The following is a 20,596-nucleotide window of genomic DNA, read 5'->3' on the forward strand; positions in this document are numbered from 1 at the left end:
GGCCAACCGCCGCGCGGTGCTGGGCGAGGCCTATGTCGACGCCGCGACCGCGGCCGCCACGCCGCTGACCGCCGAATTCCAGGACCTGATCGCCCGCTACGCCTGGGGCGAGATCTGGAGCCGGCCCGGCCTCGACCACGAGACGCGGCGGCTGCTCACCGTCGCGATGCTGATCGCGCTGGGCCGCGAGGGCGAGTTGCGGCTGCATCTGAAGGCCGCGCTGGAGCATGGGGTGCCCGTGGAGGCGCTCAAGGAAGTGATCCTGCAGAGCGCGGTCTACTGCGGCGTGCCGGCGGCGAACGCCGCCTTCCACCTGGCCTCGGCCGTCCTCGCGGAGGTCGGCGCCTGATCGCGACTTCCCGCGCACGTCCGATTGTGTAGAAATCTAAGTAATCGGAGGGAATCATGGCCCAGGCGGAAATTCCCGCGGCGTCACCACGGCAGGCGACGTCTGGCGGCGCGCCGGCCTCATCCGACGGCTACGCCTGGTATGTCGTGGGCGTGCTGCTCACGGCCTACACCCTGTCGTTCATCGACCGGATGATCCTGAGCCTGCTGGTGGGGCCGATCCGCGCCGATCTCGGCATCTCCGACGTGCAGATGAGCCTGCTCATGGGGTTCGCCTTCGCGATCTTCTACAGCGTGCTGGGGCTCCCCCTGGGCTGGCTGGCCGACCGCGGCAGCCGGCGCGGGCTGATGGCCGCTGGCGTGGCCGCCTGGAGCCTGATGACGGCCGCCTGCGCCCTCGCGCGGAGCTATACGGGCCTGTTCGCCGCGCGGATCGGCGTCGGCGTCGGCGAGGCGGCGCTCTCGCCCGCGGCCTACTCGCTGCTGGGCGACTACTTCCCGCGCGAGAAGCTGGGCCGGGCCATGGCGGTCTATTCGATCGGCGTGCCGCTCGGTTCGGGCATCGCGCTGGCGGCGGGCGCGCTGGTGGTGCGCTTCGTGACCGAAGGGCCGCCGGTCCTCGTCCCATGGCTCGGCGAGCTTTCGCCGTGGCGGCTGACGTTCGTATGGGTGGGGCTGCCCGGCCTCGCCGTCGCTGCGCTGATCGCGCTGACCGTGCGTGAGCCCCGGCGGCGGACGACGGGCGGCGGCCAGGCCGGCCGCGACGAACTCCTGGCGTTCCTCGGGACGCATCGGGCCGCGCTGTCGGCGCACTTCGCCGGCATGTCGCTGGTCGCGCTGGTGATGTACGGCGCGATGGCCTGGATTCCGCAGTTCCTGCACCGGACCTACGGCATGCCGGTGCCCGAAGCCGGGCTCTGGTTCGGCGCGGCGACGGCGGGATGCGGGGCCTGCGGCCTGCTGCTGGGCGGCTGGCTCGCCGACACGCTCTACCGGCGCGGCTTCAAGGACGCGCACCTGCGCGTCATCCGGCTGAACGCCGTGGTGCTGGCCCCGCTCTTCGTCGGCATGGCCCTGGCGCCGAGCGCCGGCATCGCGTTGGCTCTGATGGTCGCCGGCATGCTGTTCGGCACGATCCACGGCGGCGTCGCCGGCGCGGCGCTGCAACTCGTGACCCCCGACCGGCTGCGGGCCAGGGTCGTGGCGCTGTACTTCCTCGCCGCCAACCTGGTGGGCCTGGGCCTCGGGCCCACGGCGATCGCGCTGGCGACGGAGCGGGTGTTCGGGTCGGACGACGCGCTGCGCTACGGCCTCGCCCTGGTGACGGCCGCCGCGCTGCCGGTCTCGGCCCTGGTGCTGACCCTGGGGCTGAAGCCCTTCGCCCGCGCCGTGGAGGCGGCGGAGGCGGCCGAACATGCGGCTGGGGCCGGAGCTCACTAATGCTTAGCATGCTATCGAATATGGGTTAGCGTGCGGCAAGGTTTCGCGTCCGATGACGAGGCCGACAGGGGAGGAAGCAAGATGACCAGGTCTCTCGCCAACGGCGTGTCGTGGGCGGCGTTCGGCGCAATGCTGATGTGCGCGGGTCAGGCGGCGGCGCAGACCTCGACGGCCGAAGTCTCGGAGCTGGTGGTCACCGCCCAGCGGGTCGAGGAGAACATCCAGAAGGTGCCGGTCGCGGTGAGCGCCTTCTCCAGCGCCGCCCTGGAGCGGCAGTCGATCGAGACCATCCAGGACATCGCGCTGCGCACGCCGGGGTTCAGCGCGGGCGCGGTGGACCCGATCCAGTCCAACTTCGCGATCCGCGGCATCGGCTCGGCCTTCGGGATCAGCCAGAACGCCGGCGGCGACGCTTCGGTGGTCGTGTTCGTCGACGGGGTCTACGCGGGCCGCGGCGGCACGCCCGACATCGACGCGCTGAACCTCGAGCGGGTCGAGGTGCTCCGAGGGCCGCAAGGCACCCTGTTCGGCAAGAACGCCGTCGGCGGCCTGCTCCAGTACGTCAGCCGCAAGCCCGGGCCGGAAGCGGCGCTGCGCCTGGAGGGCCAGTACGGCAACTACGACCGCGTCGCGCTCAACGCGCGCGGCAACCTGCCGATCAGCGACACCCTGTTCCTGTCGGTGGGCGGCTCGATCAAGAACCGCGACGGGTACGAGTTCAACGAGACCACGGGCCACCGGGTCAACGACCAGGACCTGAAGACGGCGACGCTGGCGCTGCGCTACCTGCCGAGCGAGGACCTCGACATCGTGCTGGCCGCCGACCTGACCGACCAGGACCAGAGGGGCAACCCGCGCCACAACATCTGCGACGCGAGCTTCCAGGCCGGGATCCACTGCGTGGGCGTCAACCCCGATCCCCGCGTCGTGAACGCCTACACCGACGGCTACCTGCGCCGCTGGTTGCAGACGTACCGCGGCGAGGTGAACTGGAAGACGCCGTTCGGCGACCTCACCTCGATCACAGCCTACCGGGCGGTCACGCTCAACTTCCGCACGCCATTCTTCTCGAACCCCGTCAACCCGCCCGCCCAGATCGAATCGACCGAGACCGATCACGAGAAGAACAAGCAGTTCAGCCAGGAGGTGCGGCTGGCGTTCGACGCCGTGGACGGCCGCCTCAAGGCGCAGGTCGGGGCGTACTACCTCAACGAGGACAACAACCGGATCGAGGACCTGCGCCAGGACTTCCCGGCCGCGGCGCAGACCGGCGTGGCGACCTATCCGCAGTTCGTGAGGGGCCGTAGCTGGGCGGTGTTCGGACAGGCGAGCTTCGCCGTGACCGACACGCTCACCGCCACGGCGGGCCTGCGCCAGACCTGGGAGAGGAAGCGCGGCCGCTTCATCGGCCGCAAGGTGTCGGGTCCCGGCCAGCCGCCGCCGCTGGCGGCCGACTACGACGTGCGCGGGGCCAAGTCGTGGGACGCCCTCACGCCCCGGTTCGCCGTGGACTGGCAGGCCACGCCCGAGGCGCTGGTCTACGCGTCGGCCACGCGCGGCTTCAAGAGCGGCGGCTTCCAGGGGATCGCGGGCTCGGGCGTCAGCCAGTCGACCGCCTACGATCCCGAGTACGCCTGGAGCTACGAGGGCGGCGCCAAGACCCAGTGGTTGGACAAGCGCCTGCTGGTGAACCTCTCGGTGTTCCGCACCGACTACAAGGACCTGCAGGTCTCCCAGCTCGTGCCGCTGTGCTGTGTCGTGGTCGGCAACGCCGCCACCGCGCGGATCAAGGGGTTCGAAGCCGAGTTTGTGCTGACGCCGCTCGAGGGCCTGCAGATCGACGGCGGCTACGCCTACCTGCACGCCCGCTTCACCGACTTCGCGAGCGGCGCGACGGCCAACTTCACCGGCAACGACCTGCCGCGCTCGCCGCGCGACAAGATCCACCTGGGCGCACAGTACGCCTTCGACGTCAGTGGCTGGGGCGTGCTCGGCCGCGTCGACTACACCAACCAGGCGCACAGCTACTTCGAGGCCTCCAACATCGCGACCCAGAAGCAGGAGGGGTTCATCAACTGGGACGGGCGCGTCTCGCTGACCTCGCCGGACAAGCGCTGGGAGGTCGCGGTGTGGGGCAAGAACCTCAGCAACGAGCTCGTGGCGACCTACGTCACCGCGTTCGCGCCTTACCGCCAGGTCCTGGTGCCCTACGCGCCGCCCCGGACCTACGGGGTGACGCTGACCTGGAAGATGTGACGCGCCGGGGTGACCGTCAGGCGAACTTGCGGAACTCCGCCACGGCGGCGGAGTCGAAGTATTCGTCGAGGCGGGTCACCTTGCCGTCCTTGACCCGGCAGACGATGCAGGCGGGAAGCGCCAGGCGCACGCCATCGTGTACGCGTGTGCCGCGCAGCACGTGCTGGTGCGTGAAGCCCTCGGGATAGACGTAGACGCGGCGCTCGTCATAGACCCGGTCGACGAGGCGCTGGGTCATGCCCTGCAGGGTCCGGCGGTTGTCTTCGGGCGACTGCTCCAGGCCGTCGGTGTTGTGCCAGATCTTCGCGTCGGGCGCGTAGCAGGCGACCAGCCCGTCCACGTCGCCCTTCTCCACGCAGTCGAAGAAGTGCTTGGCCAGCGCCCGCATGGCGGCATCGTCGGACATGGATCGATCTCCCTCGTCGTGGCGCCGGCGGGTCCGCGAACCGGGTCGTGGGCGACCCCTCCGGGCCGGGCTTCCGGCGTCAATCAGATTTACGGTTCGCCGTCCGTGCAGAGGTTGCAATCGGGACCCGGCTGCCTCTTAGTTAGATGTCTAAGTTATGTTCCGCGGTCAAGCGGGCGCGGTCTCGGGAGGACCCCATGACGACGCAGGCTGCGGATTACGGTCCCGAGGCGCTGGCCGCGCGCGCCGAGATCGCCGACGTGATCCACCGCTACTGCCATGCCACCGACCGGCGACGCTGGTGGCTCATGGACACGGTGTTCCACGAGGACGCCACCTGTCACCTCTCGGTGATCGGCGGCTCGTGGCGGGAGTTCGTGAAGCAGGGCGCGGCCCTGCTCGAGCCGGTCGGGGTCACGCACCACCAGGTGGGCAACATCCAGATCGCGCTCGAGGGCGACGTGGCCCATGCCGAGACCTACGTGACCGCCTTCCACCGCGTGCCCGCCGACGCGCCGCCCGGCGGGCCGTTCGGCGGAACGGGCGAGGCCTACGACGCCGTCTTCGGCGCCCGCTACGTCGATCGGTTCGAGCGGCGGGGCGGCGTCTGGCGGATCGCCGAGCGGCGCTCGGCCGCGGAATTCCGCCACTATCAGCCGGTGAACGAGGGCGGGCTCGCCGACGTGCCGATGGAGCATCGCGGGCTCTGGGGCGACGACGACGTCTCGCTGCCGGTGGTGGCGGCGTGGCGCGGGGATGCGGCCGCGCAGGATGCCCGGACGCTGGACCTGCTGGCGGCGCGGGCCGAGATCGCCGACGTGGTGAACCGCTTCTGTCACATGGTCGACCGCCACCGCTGGGAGTTGATCGACGACGTGTTCCACGCCGACGGCGCGTCGCGCTTCCTGGATGCGGTCCGCACCATTCCGCAGATGGAGCAGAGCGGCCGCACGACGCTGGGCCCGCTGAGCGCCACCCACCACCAGACCGGCAACATGCTGATCCGGGTCGAGGGCGATACGGCCTGGGCAGAGACCTACGTGATCGCCTTCCACGCGGTCCCGACCAGTGCGCCGGCGGGCGGCTTCTGGGGCGGGCGCGACGCGCCCTACGAAGGCGTGGCCGGCGGGCGCTACGTGGACCGGCTGGAGCGTCGTGACGGACGCTGGAAGATCGCCGAGCGCCAGACGCTGGTGGAGTGGCGCCACGACCGCCCGGTGCGCGACGGCGGTCTGGGCCAGGTCCCGGCGCAGTTCCGCGGCCAGCGCGGCGACGCGGACGTGTCGCGGCCCGTCGTGGCCGCGCTGCTGGACCGCAGATAGGCGCCGCGGCGCCCAGGGAGGGAATTCGGTGGCAGGGCGTCTGGAGGGCAAGGTCGCGATCATCACCGGCACCGGCAGCGGCATGGGCCGGGCTGCGGCGCTGATGTTCGCCCGCGAGGGGGCGAAGGTGGTCGGCTGCGACATCGATCCGGCGGCAGGGGCGACGGCGGACGAGGTGCGCGCGGCCGGTGGCGAGATGGTCTCGCTGCAGCCCGTGGATCTTTCGGTCCCTGAGGGCGCCGAGCGGCTGGTGGCCTTCGCGCTGGAGCGCTTCGGCAGGATCGACGTGGTCTACAACAACGCCGCCATGGCCTACTTCGCGTTCGTCGCCGAGATGGACTACGCGACCTTCAACCGGACCCAGACCGAGGAGGTGGACATCATCTTCCATCTCTGCCGCGCGGCCTGGCCGCACCTGATCGCCGCCGGCGGCGGCTCGATCATCAACACCGCCTCCACGGCCGCGAAGAAGGGCTCCACCGGCCAGGGGATGCTGGCGCATTCGGCCGCCAAGGGCGCGGTGACCGCGATGACCCGCCAGTACGCCTGCGAAGGCGGCCTGCACGGCATCCGCGCCAACACCATCTCGCCGGGCATGATCCGTTCGGCGCAGACGGAGCCCCTGATGCGCCAGCAGGGGTGGACCGAGCGGGCCACGTCGCGCCAGTTGATCAAGCGGATCGGCGAGCCCGACGACGTGGCCGCCGCAGCGCTGTTCCTCGCTTCGGACGAGAGCGCGTTCATCACGGGCGCCGATATCGCCGTCGACGGCGGCGGCATGGCGAACTGAGCCGGGAAGGCCGCCCGGGAGCGGCAGGCCGACCGACCCCCTGCTTATAGGCCGTCGCGGGCCGCGGCTTCGGCGTCCCGCAGCACCACCCGCGCCAGCGCGAAGTAGGCCAGCGCCGACAGCGCGGCCACGGGCGCCAGCGCGATCATGGCGATGCGCAGCGGATCGGCGGCCCCGCGGCCGGCCAGGCCGTCGCTCAGCATCCCGACAGCGAGGGGGCCGCCGCCCTGGCCCACGATGTTGAAGGCCAGCAGCACCAGGGCGGTGACCGTGGCGCGCGCCGCGACCGGCGACAGGTTCTGGACCAGCGCCAGCGCCGGCGCGACATAGATGGTCGAGCAGATCATCGGCACGGTCATCAGCGCCAGCGACGTCCGCCAGTCGGGCGCCAGCAGAGCCAGCGCCAGGGTCGGACCGGTGAGCAGCATGGCGAGGCCGGGCACCCACCCGTAGGCGCGAAGGCTGCGTCGCGAGGCCCAGTTCACCAGCGCGCCGCCGCCCGCGATGCCGATGCCGAAGCAGAGGCCCGCGGCCGGTCCGAACCAGCGCGCGACTTCGGCCAGGGGCATGCCCTGCACGCGCATCAGGAAGGCGGGAATCCAGCTCAGCATCCCTGTGCTGACGAACGCGGCGACGCCGCTGGCGAACAGCAGCCAGCGCAGCGCCGGCCGCGACATGAACACCCGCAGCGTCGGGCCCAGCGGCATCGGCCGCGACGGGCCCGCCGCAGACGCCGGATCCAGTCCGCCGCGCGGCGGCTCGCGCACGAAGAGCACGAGAAGCAGGGCGGCGACGACGCCGATCGCCGCGACCGCCAGGAAGGCGGCCCGCCAGCCGTACTGGCCCGCCATCCAGCCACCGAAGCTCGCGCCCACGAACACGCCGAGCGGACCGTTGGCCGTGAAGAGGCCGATCACGGCGGGGCGGTATCGTGGCGGATAGTAGTCGGCCAGGATCGAGAGGGACGGCGCCGTGCCGCCGGCCTCGCCGATCCCGACGCCGAACCGCGCGAGGGCGAGGTGCAGGAATGAGCCGGCGAAGGCGCAGGCGCCCGTGAAGGCGCTCCACAGCAGGCAGGCCGCGGCGACGAGGCGCACGCGGTGGTGGCGGTCGGCCAGCATGGCGGCCGGCACGCCCATGACGCCGTAGAACAGCGCGAAGCTGAGGCCCGTCAGCAGGCCGAGCTGGGTGTCGCTGAGCCCGAGATCCTGCCGGATCGGTTCGGCCAGCACCGACAGGATCTGGCGGTCCACATAGTTCACCGTGCCGACGACGATCAGCAGCAGCAGGGCGAGGACGCGTCCCGGCCTGGCTGTGGTCGCGGGCAGGGCGGCGGCGGGGTCCGGCGTGAGGCGCTCTCCCTCAGGCATGGGCCGGCGGCGGGCCATCGGCAGGACCGCCGCCGCCTGGGATCAGAACTTCAGGCCGGCCTCGATCGAGATGTTGCGCGGCGGCTCGACCCAGTAGAGGGCGCGCGAGACCGTGGTGATCGGCGTGGGCAGCCGGAACGCGCCGCTCGTGGTCAGCTCGTTCGTGAGGTTGGTGCCGACCAGCGCCACGTGCCACCGCTGTCCGGGCGGCGCGAGTTCGACGCGGGCGTCGACCTTGGCGTAGCCCTTCTGGCGGCCGTAGAGCGGGCTCTCGTCGTCCGCGTTGAAGAACTTCGAGCGACCCGACACCGACACGGTGGTGTTGAGCTGCAGGTTCTCGCTCAGGTCGGCCACGTGATGCGCCCGCAGCGTGCCGCTCCACTTCGAGATGTTGGGCAGCGGGAAGCCGCGCAGGTTGTTGGCCTGGACGCTGGCCGGAACGGCGGGGTTGCACTGGGTGACGGGCTGGGTCGCCAGGCACTGCGCGCCCGGATAGTCGTCGTACTTGACGTCCTGGTAGGCGCCCGTGGCGGTGATGTCGAAGTTCGACACCGGATACCAGGTGGCCGCCAGTTCGACGCCCGTGCCGCTGGCCTTGGCGGCGTTGCCGACGATGTAGCTCTGGACGTTCGGGTTGTAGGTCGAGACCTGGAGGTCGTCGAACTTGGTCTTGTAGAGCGCGCCGTTCAGCACCAGCCGTCCGTCGAGCAGGGTGCTCTTCACGCCCGCCTCGAAGTTCTCGGACTTCTCGGGCTCGAAGGTGAAGGTCGCATTGGTGGTGGCGTAGGTGTTGCTGACGAAGCCGCCGGACTTCGAGCCCTGGCCGTAGGTGGCGTAGACCATGACGGCGGGCGTCACGTCGTACTGCAGGGTGATCGACGGGTCGATGTTGCCTTCGGAGATGTTCGCCCGCGCCGAGGTGATCGGGCGGAACGGGAAGGGGCCCCGCAGCGAGGCGACGTTGAACGCGCCGCGCTTCTTGGTGTGCGAGTAGCGCAGGCTGCCCAGCAGCCTGAAATTGTCGGCGAAATGATAGGTGCCCTGGCCGAAGGTCGACCAGGATTCGGCCTGCTGCTTGAAGTGGCTGTACATGATGAACTGGCCGAGGCCGGCGATGCCGTAGAAATTGTACTGGTCCACCATGTACTGCGCGTTGTCGTAGTACGCGCCGATGATGTAGTCGAACTTCTCACCGCCCGGGGACTGAAGCCGGAATTCCTGGGACCACTGCTGGAATGTTTCCGGATAGTTGTTGGACACGGTGTGCGGCGTCACGCCGCCCGTCGGAATCGTCTGGTCGAAGTCGTTGGTGTGCTTGGCCTTGAACGACGAGAAGCCCGTGACCGAGACGAGGCTGACCGGTCCGAGGTCCAGCGTGCCGGCGCCGGCGACGTTCCAGGCGATGGTGTCGAACCCGGCCTCGCCCAGCGGCCCGTCGGTGGTGAAGCGGGTCTTGCGCGGCTGCTGCTCGGCGGTGAGCGGGCCGGCGACGGTCACGTTGCCGCGCTGCCGCGACTGGGCGAACTCGACCTTGCCGACGTAGTCGAAGGTGTCGCTGGGCTGGTACTTCACGATGAGGCGCGCGAGCGCCTGCTTGGTGGTGAGCTCCTCGCGCCCGTTCTGGCCGAGGTTCTTCACGAAGCCGTCCACGTCGCGCAGCTTGACCGCGAGGCGGGCGCTGACCTGGTCGCTCAGCGGGCCGGACACGTAGCCCGAGATCTCGGGGCCGTCCTGGTTGAAGTTGTAGATGCCGGTCACCGAGCCTTCGAAGGTCTTGGTGGGCTGGGCCGAGATCACGCTGATCGCACCGGCGGCGGTGTTCTTGCCGAACAGGGCGCCCTGCGGGCCCCGCAGCACCTCGACACGCTCCAGGTCGAAGAACGGCGCCATGAACTGCCGCCCGCGCCCGGCGTAGATGCCGTCCACATAGAGGCTGACGGCCTGGTCGAACGAGTAGTTCTGCGAGGGCGAGCCGAACCCGCGGATGTAGATGACGTCGTTGCCCCCGATGTTGCCGACGTTGACGTTCGGGACGCTGAGGGCGCGGAAGGTGTCGGCGTGGAACGCCTCGATGGCCTTGCCCGAGACGACCTCCATCGAGATCGGCACGTCCTGCAGGTTCTCGGCGCGCTTCTGGGCCGTCACGACCACTTCGCCCACGTTCGTGGAGGCGGCGTCGTCGGCGGCGAGGGCGGCGGTCGCAAGGCCGCTCGCGAGCATGGTGGTAGCCAGTAGAATCCGGGCGTTCATTGCCGCCTCCCCCTCTGTTTTTTCTATTCGACGTTCTTCGGTCGAGCTTGTTCGCACGCGGCGCCCGTTTCGCGCGGAGCGTCAATCTGATTGACGCCGAGGCGAGCCTGAGCCGCGAGCCTCAGACAGTCCTTAGATGTATAATTAGATTCCTAAGTGTTTCTGTCAACGGGAAGCCCGCGCCGCCCGCGGCGGCGCCGGCGATTCCCGGATCGTGTCGCTATTTTGCCGCTTCGAGCGGCCTGCTCTCAGCCTTGAGGACCACCGGGCGGGACTTCCTGCCGTCCGCGTCGACGGCCTCGTGCGCCACGTCCTTCTCGGTGAAGCCGGCGTGGGTCCACGAGGCGAATTCCAGCATCACGCCGTCGGGATCCCAGAAGTAGATGGAGCGGACGAACACGTCGTCGGTGATCTCGGCGCTCACCTGGTTGGGCGAATTGTCGTGGTTCAGCACCGGGCCGGTCTGGATGCCCTTGGCCTTCAGCTTGTCGACGTACTCGTCGAACCGTTCGGCCGGGACGTTGAAGGCGATGTGGTTCATCGAACCGTGCGCCGAGCGGATGTCGCCGCCGCCGGGCAGCTGTGCGGGCGCTGCGACGCCGGGCGCGGCGGCCGGCGAATTCGGGAACCAGAAGAAGGCCAGCGAGTCGCCGTTGCCGATGTCGAAGAAGAAGTGCTGGCCCATCCCGTTGGGCAGGTCGATCGTCTTCACCAGCGGCATGCCCAGCACGTCGCGATAGAACTCGACGGTCTTGGCCATGTCCTTGCAGACCAGCGCCAGATGGTTCACGCCCTGGATGTCGAATTCACGGTTGGTCGGCTGGGCCATGTCGTTCTCCTCCGTCGAGCCTGCGCTCGAACATTGTGACGCGAACTAAACGCCGCTCGCCGATCTCCGTCAATTTGATTGACGGTCGCGGCGGCCGGCCCGTGCGTCGCTGGACCGTCGTAACTTAGGATACTAAGTATTGGCCGTGGACGCCATTCAGGAGATCGTCGAGGCGCTGAAGGCGGGCGGATTCCTGCCGCCCGACGCCGCGCCGCAACTGCACCCGCTGGCCGGCGGCGTGTCCAGCGACGTGTTCCGCCTGGACCTGCCCGCCGGCCCTGTCTGCGTGAAGCGCGCGCTCGCCCGGCTGAGGGTGGCGGCCGACTGGCGCGCGCCTGTCGAGCGGTCGCACTACGAGGTCGAATGGCTGAGGACGGCGCAGGCGTTCGCCGGCCGGGCGGTGCCCCAGGTGCTCTACGAGGACGAGGCGGCGAACCTCTTCGTGATGAGCTTCTACGACCCGGCGACGCACAGCGTCTGGAAGTCGGACCTGGCCGCCGGCCGCGTCGACGCCGGCCTGGCCGGCGCGGTCGGGCGGATGGTGGCGGCGATCCACGCGGGCGCCGCGGGCGACCGGGGCGTGGAGGCCCGCTTCCGGACGACGCAGATGTTCGAGGACCTGCGGCTGGCGCCGTTCCTGCGCCGCTGCGCCGAGGTCCATCCCGACCTCGCCGACCGGCTGGTTCCCCTCGCCGACAGGACGGCGGCGGCGCGCACCACCCTGGTCCATGGCGATGTCAGCCCGAAGAACATCCTGCACGGCCCGGACGGCCCGGTGCTGCTGGACGCGGAGTGCGCCTGGTACGGAGACCCGGCCTTCGACCTCGCCTTCTGCTCGGCGCATCTGCTGCTGAAGACCGTCTGGAAGCCGGCGCATCGGACAGCCTACCTCGACGCCTACGACGCGCTGCAGGGCGGCTACCTGCCCGGCGTCGACTGGGAGAGTCCGGCCGGACTCGACGCGCGGGCCGCGCCGCTGACCGCCGCGATCCTGCTGGCGCGCGTGGACGGCAAGTCGCCCGCCGACTACCTCCAGACCGAAGAGGACAAGGGATTCGTGCGCGCCGTCGCGCGCCGGCTGGTGGCGCAGGGCGCGCCGGCGATGGCTGCGCTGGCGGACGTCTGGAAGGAAGCCCTGGAGACGAGATGAAGACGACGATCGCCGCCGTGCGCGGCCGCCAGGTGTGGGACAGCCGAGGTCGCCCGACCGTCGAAGCCGAGGTGGCCCTGGCCGGCGGCGCCTTGGGCCGCGCGATCGCGCCGGCCGGGGCCTCGCGCGGCGCGCACGAGGCGATCGACCTGCGCGACGGCGGCGACCGCTTCGGCGGCATGGGCGTGGATCGGGCCGTGGCCGCCGTGAACGGGGAGATCGCCAGGCTGCTGGTCGGCCGCGACGGCGCCGACCAGGCGGGGCTGGACGCGGCGATGGCCGAGGCCGACGGCACGGCGAACCTGGCGCGGCTGGGCGGCAACGCCACGGTGGCCGTCTCGCTGGCGGCGCTGCACGCGGCCGCCGCGGCCGCGGGGCTGCCGCTGTGGGCGCACCTGGCCCGGGGACGGCAGGTCCGCATCCCCCTTCCCGAGATCCAGATCTTCGGCGGCGGCGCGCATGCGGGCCGGCGGACCGACGTGCAGGACTTCATGATCATGTGTCCGCGCGCCGCCACGATCCGCGAGGCGTTCGAGGTCACCGCCGACGTGTTCCGCGCCGCCGGCCGGCTGATGGAGGAGACCGGGCGCCTCGCCGGCGCGGCCGACGAGGGGGGCTGGTGGCCGATGTTCGGTTCCAACGAGGACGCGCTCACGGCCCTGCTGCAGTCGATCGAGCGGTCGGGCCACCGGCCGGGGGAGGACGTGTTCATCTCGCTGGACGTGGCGGCCAACGAGCTGGACGGCGGCGACGGGCGATACCGGCTCGGCCTGGACGGGGTGGAGTACGGCAGCGAGGCGATGGTCGAGCGCGTGGCCGAGTGGGTGCGGCGCTATCCGATCCTCTCGGTCGAGGATCCGGTCAGCCAGGACGATCTGGCAGGCTTCGCCGCGGCGACGCGACGCTATGGCGACCGGGTGCAGCTCATCGGCGACGACATCCTGGTGACCGACGCCGAGCGCGTGCGGCGCGCGGCGGCGGCGGGCGCGGGCAACGCGGTGCTGGTGAAGGTCAATCAGGCCGGCACGGTCTCGCGCGCCGAGGCGGCGCTCGACGCCTCGAAGGCGCTCGGCTGGGGAGCCATCGTCTCGGCCCGGTCGGGCGAGACGGAGGACGTGTCGATCGCCCACCTGGCCACCGGGTGGGATGCGGGCCAGATCAAGGTCGGCAGCTTCTCGCGCTCGGAGCGGATGGCGAAGTGGAACGAGCTGCTGAGGATCGAGGAGGCCATGGGCGCCGATGCGGTCTTCGCCGGCCCCTCGGCCTTCGCCGCGTCGGTGGCGGCGGGACTCGCGTGAAGGCGGTCCTGCACTATCGCGCCAGCGACGGCTTCCGGGCGCTACTGGCCCGCCACGCCGGCGCGGCCGGCGTCGAGGCCGTCGTCGTCGACGAGTTCGACGACGCGGCGTTCGCCCGGCAGATCGCGGACGCGGAGGTGCTGCTCCACGTGCTCAAGCCGGTGACCGCCGGCATGATCGGCGGCGCGCCCAGGTTGCGCCTGATCCAGAAGCTGGGCGTGGGCGTGAACACCATCGACCTCGAGGCCGCCAGGGCCGCCGGCGTCGCCGTCTCCAACATGCCGGGCACGAACAGCCAGGCCGTGGCGGAGATGGCGCTCGCGCTGATGCTGTCGGTCCTGCGGCGGCTCTCCTACCTCGATCCGCTCACCCGCCAGGGGCAGGGCTGGGCGCCCGATCCCGGGCTGATCGACGGTGTGGGCGAGCTGGCCGGCCGCACCGTGGGCTTCGTCGGCTACGGCGCCTCGGCTTCGCGGCTGGGCGCGGCGCTGGAGGCCCTGGGCGCGACGGTGATCTACACGGCGCGCAGCGACAAGCCGGAGGCTGCAGGCCGCTTCCTGCCGCTGTCGAGGGTGCTGGCGGAGGCCGACATCGTCTCGCTCCACCTGCCGCTGACGCCGCAGACCGCGCGGATGATCGACGCAAGGGCGCTCGCGTCGATGAAGTCCGGCGCCATCCTCGTCAACACCGCCCGGGGAGGCCTGGTGGACGAGCCGGCCCTGGTGGCGGCCCTCCGTTCCGGCCAGCTTCGCGGGGCGGGCCTCGACGTCTTCGAGCAGGAGCCGGTCGATCCCGGCAATCCGCTGCTGAGCCTGCCCAATGTGGTGGTGGCGCCGCACCAGGCCTGGCTGACGCCCGAGACGCTGGATCGCAGCCTCGCCGCGGCCTTCGAGAACATCCGCCGCCTGCAGGCCGGCGAGCCGCTCAACAACCAGGTGGTCTAGATGCCCCGCCCTTCCGTCGTCTTCACGTCCGGCCAGCTCATGACCCACGAATGCTGGACGCCGCAGCTTGCGGCGCTTTCGCGCGACTACGACCTGCGCTTCTCGGACCATACGCGCGACGAGACCATCGGCGGCATGGCCGAGCGCCTGCTGGACGAGGCGCCGCCCCGCTTCCACCTCGTGGCGCTGGCCATGGGCGGCTTCACCGCGTTCGAGGTCATGCGCCGCGCGCCCGAACGGGTGATCTCGCTCGTCCTCATCTCCACCCTCGCCCCCAACGACGGGCCGGCGCAGACCGAGCGGCGGCAGGGCTACATCCGGCTCGTCGAGGCCGGCCGCTTCGCCGACGTGGTCGAGGAGCGCATCCCGATCCTGGTCCACCCCGCCCGCCGCGAGGACGCGACGCTGTTGAGCGTGGTGCGCCGGATGGCGGCCGAGACGGGCGCCGAGACCTTCCTGCGCCAGCAGCGCGCGATCATGGGCCGCGCCGACAACCGGCCGTCGCTGGGCGCCATCGCCTGCCCGACGCTGCTGATCCACGGCGCCCAGGACGGCATCACCACCGACGCGCACCAGGCCGAGATCCTCGCCGGCGTGCCGGGCGCACGGCTGGAGGCGATCGACGACTGCGGCCACCTGCCGACGCTGGAGCGGCCGGCGACCACCAATCGCATCCTGGCCGCCTGGCTGGCGTCGGCCGGCGGCTAGAGCGCGCTGCGTGATTCGGGACTCAAGCCGCGCGCTCTCGATTTTTGATTGCGCATCGTCATCGCCGAAAACCGGCGGCCACCTTTCGGCGCGATGCTCTAGCGCTGGCCCGAGAGTTCGCGCCGCACGATCGCGGCGCCGTCGGCCATGGCCTTCAGCTTGCCGAAAGCCACCTCGCGGCTCTGGTACTTCATGCCGCAGTCGGGGGCGATGATGAGGCGCTCCGCGTCGACATACGGCAGGGCCTCGCGGATGCGCCTGGCCACCGTCTCGGGGGTTTCGACGTTCGGGTCGTTCAGGTCGATGACGCCGTACATGATGTGCTTGCCGGGCAGTTCGCGCAGGATCGACGGATCCAGCTTGGGCTGCGCCGCCTCGATCGAGATGATGTCGACGTCCGAGGCTTCCAGCTCCTCCAGGAACGCGTAGCCGCCCGGCTTGGAGGCGCCCTGGTGTACGTGGGCGTAGCCGAAGCAGATGTGCAGCGCGGTGATCCCGCCGACGCCCCGCACCGCCCGGTTGATGGCTTCGATGGCGAAACTGCGCGCCTCGTCGGCCTTGGCCTGCAGGTAGGGCTCGTCGAGCTGGACGATGTCCACGCCCGCCGCGAACAGGTCGCGCGCCTCGGCGTTGACGGCGTCGGCGTAGTCCAGGGCCAGGGAGCGGGCGTCGGGGTAGTGATCGTTCTGCGCCTGCTGGGTCATGGTGAAGGGACCCGGGATGGTGATCTTCACCGGCCCGCCGGCGCGCTGCTTGAGGAAGCCGGCGTCCTGCGCCTCGATGGGGCCGGCGCGCCGGATCTTGCCGGCGACGCGCGGCACCGGGTTCATCGCGCCCGTGCGGTCCATGGCCATGCCCGGCGGGTCGGTCTCGATCCCCGCCAGCGCGGTCGCCAGCCGGTTCGAATAGCTCTCGCGCCGCATTTCGCCGTCGCCGACGATGTCGATGCCGGCCAGCTTCTGGTCGCTGATCGCCACCAGCGTGGCCGCCTCCTGGGCGTCGGCCAGCTCCTTCGGATCCTTGATGCGCCACAGTTCCTGGGCGCGGACGCGCGGCGGCAGGCGCGACTTCAGGCCTTCCCGGTCGATCAGCCAGTCCGGCTGGGGATAGCTGCCGACGATCGTCGTCGGAAGCAGCGGCAGGCCCGGGATCGGCATCGTGTTGCAACCTGAATAATTAGTATTCTATGTATTTGGCGGGCGCCGGCCCCCGCGTGTCAACAGCCCCTGATTGCAGCGCTTGCCCAAAGGGTGGAATGGTCTGCCGATGAGTGACATCCAGATCTATGCCGACCCCGCGCGCAGCATCGGCTACCTGACCCGAATCGCGTTCCGGGCGTTCTCCCGGGCGTTGGAGGTCCGGACCGCGCCGCACGGCGTCTCCAGCGGCCAGTGGCGGTTCCTGCGAGTCCTGTGGCGGGAGGAGGGCCTGACCCAGCGCGAGCTCAGCCGGCGGGTCGGGATGCGCGAACCCACCACCGTGATCGCGCTCAAGAGCCTCGAACGGAGCGGTTTCGTCACCCGCACCAAGAGCGTCGAGGACCGGCGCAAGGTGCATGTCTTCCTCACCCCCCGGGCCAAGACGCTGGAGGCCGAGCTGCTGCCGGCCGTGGCCGAGGTCAACCGCATTGCGCTGGAAGGCCTCACGCCCGCCGAGGTGGACGTGTTGCGCAAGGCGCTGGTCCAGGTGGGCCGCAACCTGGCCGCCGACGTCCGCGAGGACGTGCCGACCGACTCCGCCGCCTGATCTCCTGAAGGACCGCGATGCCCGTCAAGCTCCTCGCCATCTCGGGCAGCACCCGCGCAGGCTCCCTGAACCAGGCGCTGGTGGATCTCGCCGCCGCCGAGGCCAGGTCGCGTGGCGCCGAGGTGACCCCGGTCGATCTGAAGGCGTTCCAGCTACCGCTCTACGACGGGGACCTCGAGGCCCGGGCGTTCCCCGACGCCGCGCGCGAGCTGAAGGCGCTGTTCCGCGCCCACCACGGCTTCCTGATCGCGTCGCCCGAGTACAACGGCGGCGTCAGCGGCGTGCTGAAGAACGCCATCGACTGGGTGTCGCGGCCCACCGACGGAGAGACCCTCGTGGCGCTCAGCGCCTTCCGTGGTAAGGTCGCGGGCCTCGTCGCCGCCTCGATCAGCCCCTTCGGCGGCCTGCGCGGGATCACCCAGTTGCGGCAGGTCCTGTCGACCATTCAGGTCATGGTGGCGACGGAACAGGTGCTGGTCCCGTTCGCCCTCGACGCCTTCGACGAGACCGGCGCGCTGAAGCAGCCGTTGCCGGCGCAACTGCTGGGCGGCCTCGTCGCGCGCGTGATCGAACTGGCGGAGCGGCTGGAGCCGCCTGTCGCCTGAGATCCTACCGCCTCAGCCCGGGGTCGAAGGGGAGCGCATAGCCGGTCAGCCGCTGGCGAAGCAGCTTCTTGTCGATCTTCCCCGTCGCGCCCAGCGGGATGTCATCGACGAACAGCACGTCGTCCGGCATCCACCACCGGGCGATCTTGCCCTCCAGGAAGTCCAGGAACTCCTGCTTGCCCGCGGTCTCTCCCGGCACGAGCTGAACCAGCAGCACGGGGCGTTCGTCCCACTTCGGATGCGCCACGCCGATCACCGCGCAGAGCGCCGCCTTGGGATGGGCGACGGCGATGTTCTCGACGTCGATCGAGCTGATCCACTCGCCGCCCGACTTGATGACGTCCTTCGCCCGGTCGGTGATCTGCATGTAGCCTTCGGGGTCGATCGTCGAGACGTCGCCGGTGTCGAAGAACCCCTCGTCGTCCAGCACGTCGCCGGCCTCGCCGCGGAAATAGCCGCTGGCGATGGTGGGGCCCTTGACCATCAGGCGGCCGAAGGTCCGGCCGTCGTGCGGCAGGCGGCGGCCCGCGTCGTCCACCAGCTTGAGGTCGAGATTGCAGAGCAGCCGCCCCTGCTTGAGCTTGTAGGGAAGCTGCGCCTCGAACCCGAGGTCGGCGATCTCCGGCGACGGGATGGACACGGTCGCCAGCGGCGAGGTCTCGGTCATGCCCCAGCCGTGGATCACGTCCACGCCGTAGTCGTCGTGCAGGGTGCGGAAGATGGATTCGGGGCAGGCCGAGCCGCCGACGGTGACGCGCCGTAGCGTGGTCAGCCTGCCGCCGGTCTCCTTCAGGTGGGCGATGAGCATCTGCCAGATGGTCGGCACGCCGGCGGAATAGGTTACACCCTCGGTCTCGATCAACTCATGCAGCGCCGCGCCGTCCAGCTTCTGGCCCGGCAGCACCAGCTTGGCGCCCACCATCGGGGCCGAGTACATCACGCCCCAGGCGTTGGCATGGTACATCGGCACGATCAGCAGCACCGTATCCCGCGCCGACAGGTTCAGCGCGTCGGGCTGAAGGGTCATCATGGCGTGCAGGTAGTTGGAGCGGTGGCCGTAGAGCACGCCCTTCGGGTCGCCCGTGGTGCCGGAGGTGTAGCAGAGGCCCGCGGCCGTGGTCTCGTCGAAGCCGCCCCACGGCGTGTCGTCGGGCCGGCCGGCGATCCAGGTCTCGTAGGACTCGGCAGGGAAGGGCGCCTGGGGCGCGGCCTCGCTCAGGAAGATCACGCGCTCGACCGTGGGACAACGCGGCAGGATCTCGGCCAGAAGCGGGGCGCAGGCCGGATCGGCCAGCAGCACCCGGTCCTGGGCGTGGTTGACGATGTAGACGATCTGGTCCGGGAACAGGCGCGGGTTCAGGGTGTGCAGCACCGCGCCGACGCCGATGGCGCCATACCAGGCCTCCAGGTGCCGGTCGCTGTTCCAGCCCATGGTGGCGACGCGGTCGCCGCGCCGGATGCCCGCCTCGATCAGGGCGTGCGACACCTGCTTCGCGCGGCGATGCACCGTGGCGTAGGTGCTGCGCGTCACCGGCCCTTCGACCGAGCGCGTCACCACCTCGCGCTCCCCGTGCCAGCGCGCGGCGTGGTCGAGGATCTTGTCCAGGGTCAGCGACCAGTCCTGCATCAGGGCCCTCATGGGCTCGTCCTCCGGCGCAAAGTTCGTTGTGGATCGGCCATAATGATTAGCTTACGAAGTATCTGTCGGGGGCGCGGCGACTGTGTCCGGGCGGAATTTCGAGGGAGGACGGCGAGTTGGTGATCGACGACAGCGACCTGCTGCGCGGGCTGGACCGGCAGTTCCTGGGTTTCACTTCGCCCACGTCCCCACGGATCCAGGCCGGCGGACACCCCTGCCAGGGAATCTACACCTCGCCCAGCGGACAGCGGCCCAAGACGGCCTTCATCGCGACCCACTACAATGTCGATTTCTCCGAACACTACATCGCGCCGTACCTGGCCTCGCGCGGCTACGGCTTCCTGGGCTGGAACACGCGCTACCGCGGCGCCGAGGACCAGTTCCTGCTGGAACACGCGGTGATCGACATCGGCGTGGGCATGCGCTGGCTGCGCGAGCAGGCCGGCGTCGAGACCATCGTCATCCTGGGCAATTCCGGCGGCGGCTCGCTGATGGGCGCCTACCAGGCCGAAGCCATCTCGCCGACGCTCGGCGACCTCCTGAGCGGTCCCGGCCTCGAGGCGTTGAACACCCTGCCCCGGGCCGACCTCTACATCTCGCTCAACGCGCACCAGGGGCGCCCCGAGGTGCTGACCGACTGGATGGACGCCTCGGTGGTCGACGAGTTCGACCCCGTCGCCACCGACGAGAGCCTGAACCCGTTCAACCCCGACAACGGTCCGCCCTACACGGAGGCGTTCATCGCGCGCTATCGGGCCGCCCAGCGCGCGCGGAACCAGCGCATCACCGACTGGGCGAAGGCGGAGCTCGCGCGCCTCAACGCCGCCGGCGTTCCGGATCGCCTGTTCCCGCTGTTCCGCTGCTGGGGCGATCTGCGGATGATGGACGGCGCGATCGACCCGTCCGAACGCAAGACCCCCATGTGCTACCGGGGCCATCCGGCGGTCGCGAACCGTTCGCCCAGCATCGGCCGCGCGAACAACCTCAAGACCTGGCTCTCGATGTGGAGCCTGGAGACGTCCAAGTGCCAGGGCGCCGAACAGCTCGCGAAGTTCGACCTGCCCTGCCTGGTGGTCCAGGGGCTCGCCGACACGGGCGTCTTCCCGAGCGATGCGAAGAAGATCCACGACAACATCGGCTCGGCGGACAAGACGTTGAACATGATCCCCGGCGCCCACTACTTCGAGGACAGCCTCGAGGAGCGCCAGGCCGCCGCGGGCCTCCTCTGCGACTGGGTGGCCAGGAAGCGCTAGACCGCCTGGGCCGGTCCGGGGTCCGGCGGGGACCCCGCGCTTAGTCGTGTCGGCCGACCTCTTCGGGGTCGAAGGTCGGCGGATCGCCCCACTCCTGGTGCAGGAGCTGCGCGGCCCGCAGCAGCGCAGGCTGGCCCAGCCTGCGGCCCAGCTCCTCACCCATCAGCAGCATCGCGCGCTGCGCGTCCCGCCGCATGCGTTCGCCCTGCGCGGTGAGCACCACCTCCTTGACCTTCCCGTTG

The 20,596-nt window shown here is 70.5% G+C and carries 19 protein-coding genes; 12 read left to right on the forward strand and 7 right to left on the reverse strand.

Features of this window, described 5'->3' with window-relative positions:
- The 3 genes from JNL41_RS11215 to JNL41_RS11225 all read left to right on the forward strand — a co-directional run.
- On the forward strand, positions 1 to 349 hold a 349-nt coding region (locus tag JNL41_RS11215; protein ID WP_293474944.1), incomplete at its 5' end, for a carboxymuconolactone decarboxylase family protein.
- A gap of 56 nt (positions 350 to 405) precedes the next feature.
- Complete coding sequence (locus JNL41_RS11220; RefSeq protein WP_293474945.1) at positions 406 to 1,788, forward strand: MFS transporter; 1,383 nt, start codon at positions 406 to 408, stop codon at positions 1,786 to 1,788.
- Positions 1,789 to 1,869: 81 nt separating this feature from the next.
- Positions 1,870 to 4,044 (forward strand): TonB-dependent receptor, encoded by a 2,175-nt coding sequence (locus JNL41_RS11225; RefSeq protein ID WP_293474947.1) that lies wholly within the window; start codon positions 1,870 to 1,872, stop codon positions 4,042 to 4,044.
- A gap of 16 nt (positions 4,045 to 4,060) precedes the next feature.
- Here JNL41_RS11225 and JNL41_RS11230 read toward each other — a convergent pair whose 3' ends face one another.
- On the reverse strand, positions 4,061 to 4,450 hold the full coding sequence (locus JNL41_RS11230; RefSeq protein WP_293474949.1) for a nuclear transport factor 2 family protein: 390 nt from the start codon (positions 4,448 to 4,450) through the stop codon (positions 4,061 to 4,063).
- Positions 4,451 to 4,647: 197 nt separating this feature from the next.
- Here JNL41_RS11230 and JNL41_RS11235 point away from each other — a divergent pair, with 197 nt between their 5' ends.
- Both JNL41_RS11235 and JNL41_RS11240 read left to right on the forward strand, forming a co-directional pair.
- Entirely contained in the window at positions 4,648 to 5,772 is a 1,125-nt protein-coding gene (locus JNL41_RS11235) for a nuclear transport factor 2 family protein (protein ID WP_293474951.1), read from the forward strand.
- 28 nt (positions 5,773 to 5,800) lie between these two features.
- On the forward strand, positions 5,801 to 6,562 hold the full coding sequence (locus JNL41_RS11240) for an SDR family oxidoreductase (RefSeq protein ID WP_293474952.1): 762 nt from the start codon (positions 5,801 to 5,803) through the stop codon (positions 6,560 to 6,562).
- 44 nt (positions 6,563 to 6,606) lie between these two features.
- Here the strand turns inward: JNL41_RS11240 and JNL41_RS11245 are convergent, their stop codons facing one another.
- The 3 genes from JNL41_RS11245 to JNL41_RS11255 all read right to left on the reverse strand — a co-directional run bounded on the left by JNL41_RS11245 (position 6,607) and on the right by JNL41_RS11255 (position 11,011).
- On the reverse strand, positions 6,607 to 7,932 hold the full coding sequence (locus JNL41_RS11245) for an MFS transporter (RefSeq protein ID WP_293474954.1): 1,326 nt from the start codon (positions 7,930 to 7,932) through the stop codon (positions 6,607 to 6,609).
- A 42-nt stretch (positions 7,933 to 7,974) separates the two neighbouring features.
- Positions 7,975 to 10,182, reverse strand: coding sequence for a TonB-dependent receptor (locus tag JNL41_RS11250; protein ID WP_293474956.1), 2,208 nt, complete (start codon positions 10,180 to 10,182; stop codon positions 7,975 to 7,977).
- Between the two features lie 220 nt (positions 10,183 to 10,402).
- The gene (locus tag JNL41_RS11255; RefSeq protein ID WP_293474958.1) at positions 10,403 to 11,011 is read right to left on the reverse strand and encodes a VOC family protein; all 609 of its coding nucleotides are present in this window, start codon (positions 11,009 to 11,011) and stop codon (positions 10,403 to 10,405) included.
- A 145-nt stretch (positions 11,012 to 11,156) separates the two neighbouring features.
- On the opposite strand from JNL41_RS11255, the gene JNL41_RS11260 reads away from it, so the two are divergent.
- From JNL41_RS11260 to JNL41_RS11275, 4 genes are read left to right on the forward strand one after another with little or no spacing between them, the layout of a single operon-like run.
- Entirely contained in the window at positions 11,157 to 12,161 is a 1,005-nt protein-coding gene (locus JNL41_RS11260; RefSeq protein ID WP_293474960.1) for an aminoglycoside phosphotransferase family protein, read from the forward strand.
- Positions 12,158 to 13,459 carry a phosphopyruvate hydratase gene (eno, locus tag JNL41_RS11265; RefSeq protein ID WP_293474962.1) on the forward strand — a complete coding sequence of 434 codons (1,302 nt, stop codon included), beginning with the start codon at positions 12,158 to 12,160 and terminating at the stop codon, positions 13,457 to 13,459. The genes JNL41_RS11260 and eno overlap by 4 nt, the downstream gene beginning before the upstream one ends.
- Entirely contained in the window at positions 13,456 to 14,403 is a 948-nt protein-coding gene (locus JNL41_RS11270) for a 2-hydroxyacid dehydrogenase (protein ID WP_293474963.1), read from the forward strand. Before eno ends, JNL41_RS11270 begins: the two co-directional genes overlap by 4 nt.
- Entirely contained in the window at positions 14,404 to 15,111 is a 708-nt protein-coding gene (locus JNL41_RS11275) for an alpha/beta fold hydrolase (RefSeq protein ID WP_293474965.1), read from the forward strand.
- Between the two features lie 98 nt (positions 15,112 to 15,209).
- Here the strand turns inward: JNL41_RS11275 and JNL41_RS11280 are convergent, their stop codons facing one another.
- A complete protein-coding gene (locus JNL41_RS11280; protein ID WP_293474967.1) occupies positions 15,210 to 16,268 on the reverse strand; it encodes a hypothetical protein in 1,059 nt (352 codons plus the stop codon).
- Between the two features lie 109 nt (positions 16,269 to 16,377).
- Here JNL41_RS11280 and JNL41_RS11285 point away from each other — a divergent pair, with 109 nt between their 5' ends.
- Positions 16,378 to 16,857, forward strand: coding sequence for a MarR family transcriptional regulator (locus JNL41_RS11285; protein WP_293474969.1), 480 nt, complete (start codon positions 16,378 to 16,380; stop codon positions 16,855 to 16,857).
- Positions 16,858 to 16,874: 17 nt separating this feature from the next.
- Positions 16,875 to 17,462 carry an NAD(P)H-dependent oxidoreductase gene (locus JNL41_RS11290; protein ID WP_293474971.1) on the forward strand — a complete coding sequence of 196 codons (588 nt, stop codon included), beginning with the start codon at positions 16,875 to 16,877 and terminating at the stop codon, positions 17,460 to 17,462.
- A 4-nt stretch (positions 17,463 to 17,466) separates the two neighbouring features.
- Here JNL41_RS11290 and JNL41_RS11295 read toward each other — a convergent pair whose 3' ends face one another.
- The gene (locus JNL41_RS11295; RefSeq protein ID WP_293474972.1) at positions 17,467 to 19,101 is read right to left on the reverse strand and encodes a long-chain-fatty-acid--CoA ligase; all 1,635 of its coding nucleotides are present in this window, start codon (positions 19,099 to 19,101) and stop codon (positions 17,467 to 17,469) included.
- A 119-nt stretch (positions 19,102 to 19,220) separates the two neighbouring features.
- On the opposite strand from JNL41_RS11295, the gene JNL41_RS11300 reads away from it, so the two are divergent.
- Positions 19,221 to 20,354 carry a hypothetical protein gene (locus JNL41_RS11300; RefSeq protein WP_293474973.1) on the forward strand — a complete coding sequence of 378 codons (1,134 nt, stop codon included), beginning with the start codon at positions 19,221 to 19,223 and terminating at the stop codon, positions 20,352 to 20,354.
- Positions 20,355 to 20,394: 40 nt separating this feature from the next.
- Here the strand turns inward: JNL41_RS11300 and JNL41_RS11305 are convergent.
- A partial coding sequence (locus JNL41_RS11305) for a hypothetical protein (protein ID WP_293474974.1) occupies positions 20,395 to 20,596 on the reverse strand: 202 nt, incomplete at its 5' end.

Source organism: Phenylobacterium sp. (assembly GCF_016793285.1).
Taxonomy (GTDB): Bacteria; Pseudomonadota; Alphaproteobacteria; order Caulobacterales; family Caulobacteraceae; genus Phenylobacterium.

Coding starts and splice junctions, on each gene's coding strand:
- JNL41_RS11220 (WP_293474945.1), top strand. CDS start 406: ATGGCCCAGGCGGAAATTCCCGCGGCGTCACCACGGCAGGCGACGTCT.
- JNL41_RS11225 (WP_293474947.1), top strand. CDS start 1,870: ATGACCAGGTCTCTCGCCAACGGCGTGTCGTGGGCGGCGTTCGGCGCA.
- JNL41_RS11230 (WP_293474949.1), bottom strand. CDS start 4,450: ATGTCCGACGATGCCGCCATGCGGGCGCTGGCCAAGCACTTCTTCGAC.
- JNL41_RS11235 (WP_293474951.1), top strand. CDS start 4,648: ATGACGACGCAGGCTGCGGATTACGGTCCCGAGGCGCTGGCCGCGCGC.
- JNL41_RS11245 (WP_293474954.1), bottom strand. CDS start 7,932: ATGCCTGAGGGAGAGCGCCTCACGCCGGACCCCGCCGCCGCCCTGCCC.
- JNL41_RS11250 (WP_293474956.1), bottom strand. CDS start 10,182: ATGAACGCCCGGATTCTACTGGCTACCACCATGCTCGCGAGCGGCCTT.
- JNL41_RS11255 (WP_293474958.1), bottom strand. CDS start 11,011: ATGGCCCAGCCGACCAACCGTGAATTCGACATCCAGGGCGTGAACCAT.
- eno (WP_293474962.1), top strand. CDS start 12,158: ATGAAGACGACGATCGCCGCCGTGCGCGGCCGCCAGGTGTGGGACAGC.
- JNL41_RS11275 (WP_293474965.1), top strand. CDS start 14,404: ATGCCCCGCCCTTCCGTCGTCTTCACGTCCGGCCAGCTCATGACCCAC.
- JNL41_RS11280 (WP_293474967.1), bottom strand. CDS start 16,268: ATGCCGATCCCGGGCCTGCCGCTGCTTCCGACGACGATCGTCGGCAGC.
- JNL41_RS11285 (WP_293474969.1), top strand. CDS start 16,378: ATGAGTGACATCCAGATCTATGCCGACCCCGCGCGCAGCATCGGCTAC.
- JNL41_RS11290 (WP_293474971.1), top strand. CDS start 16,875: ATGCCCGTCAAGCTCCTCGCCATCTCGGGCAGCACCCGCGCAGGCTCC.
- JNL41_RS11295 (WP_293474972.1), bottom strand. CDS start 19,101: ATGAGGGCCCTGATGCAGGACTGGTCGCTGACCCTGGACAAGATCCTC.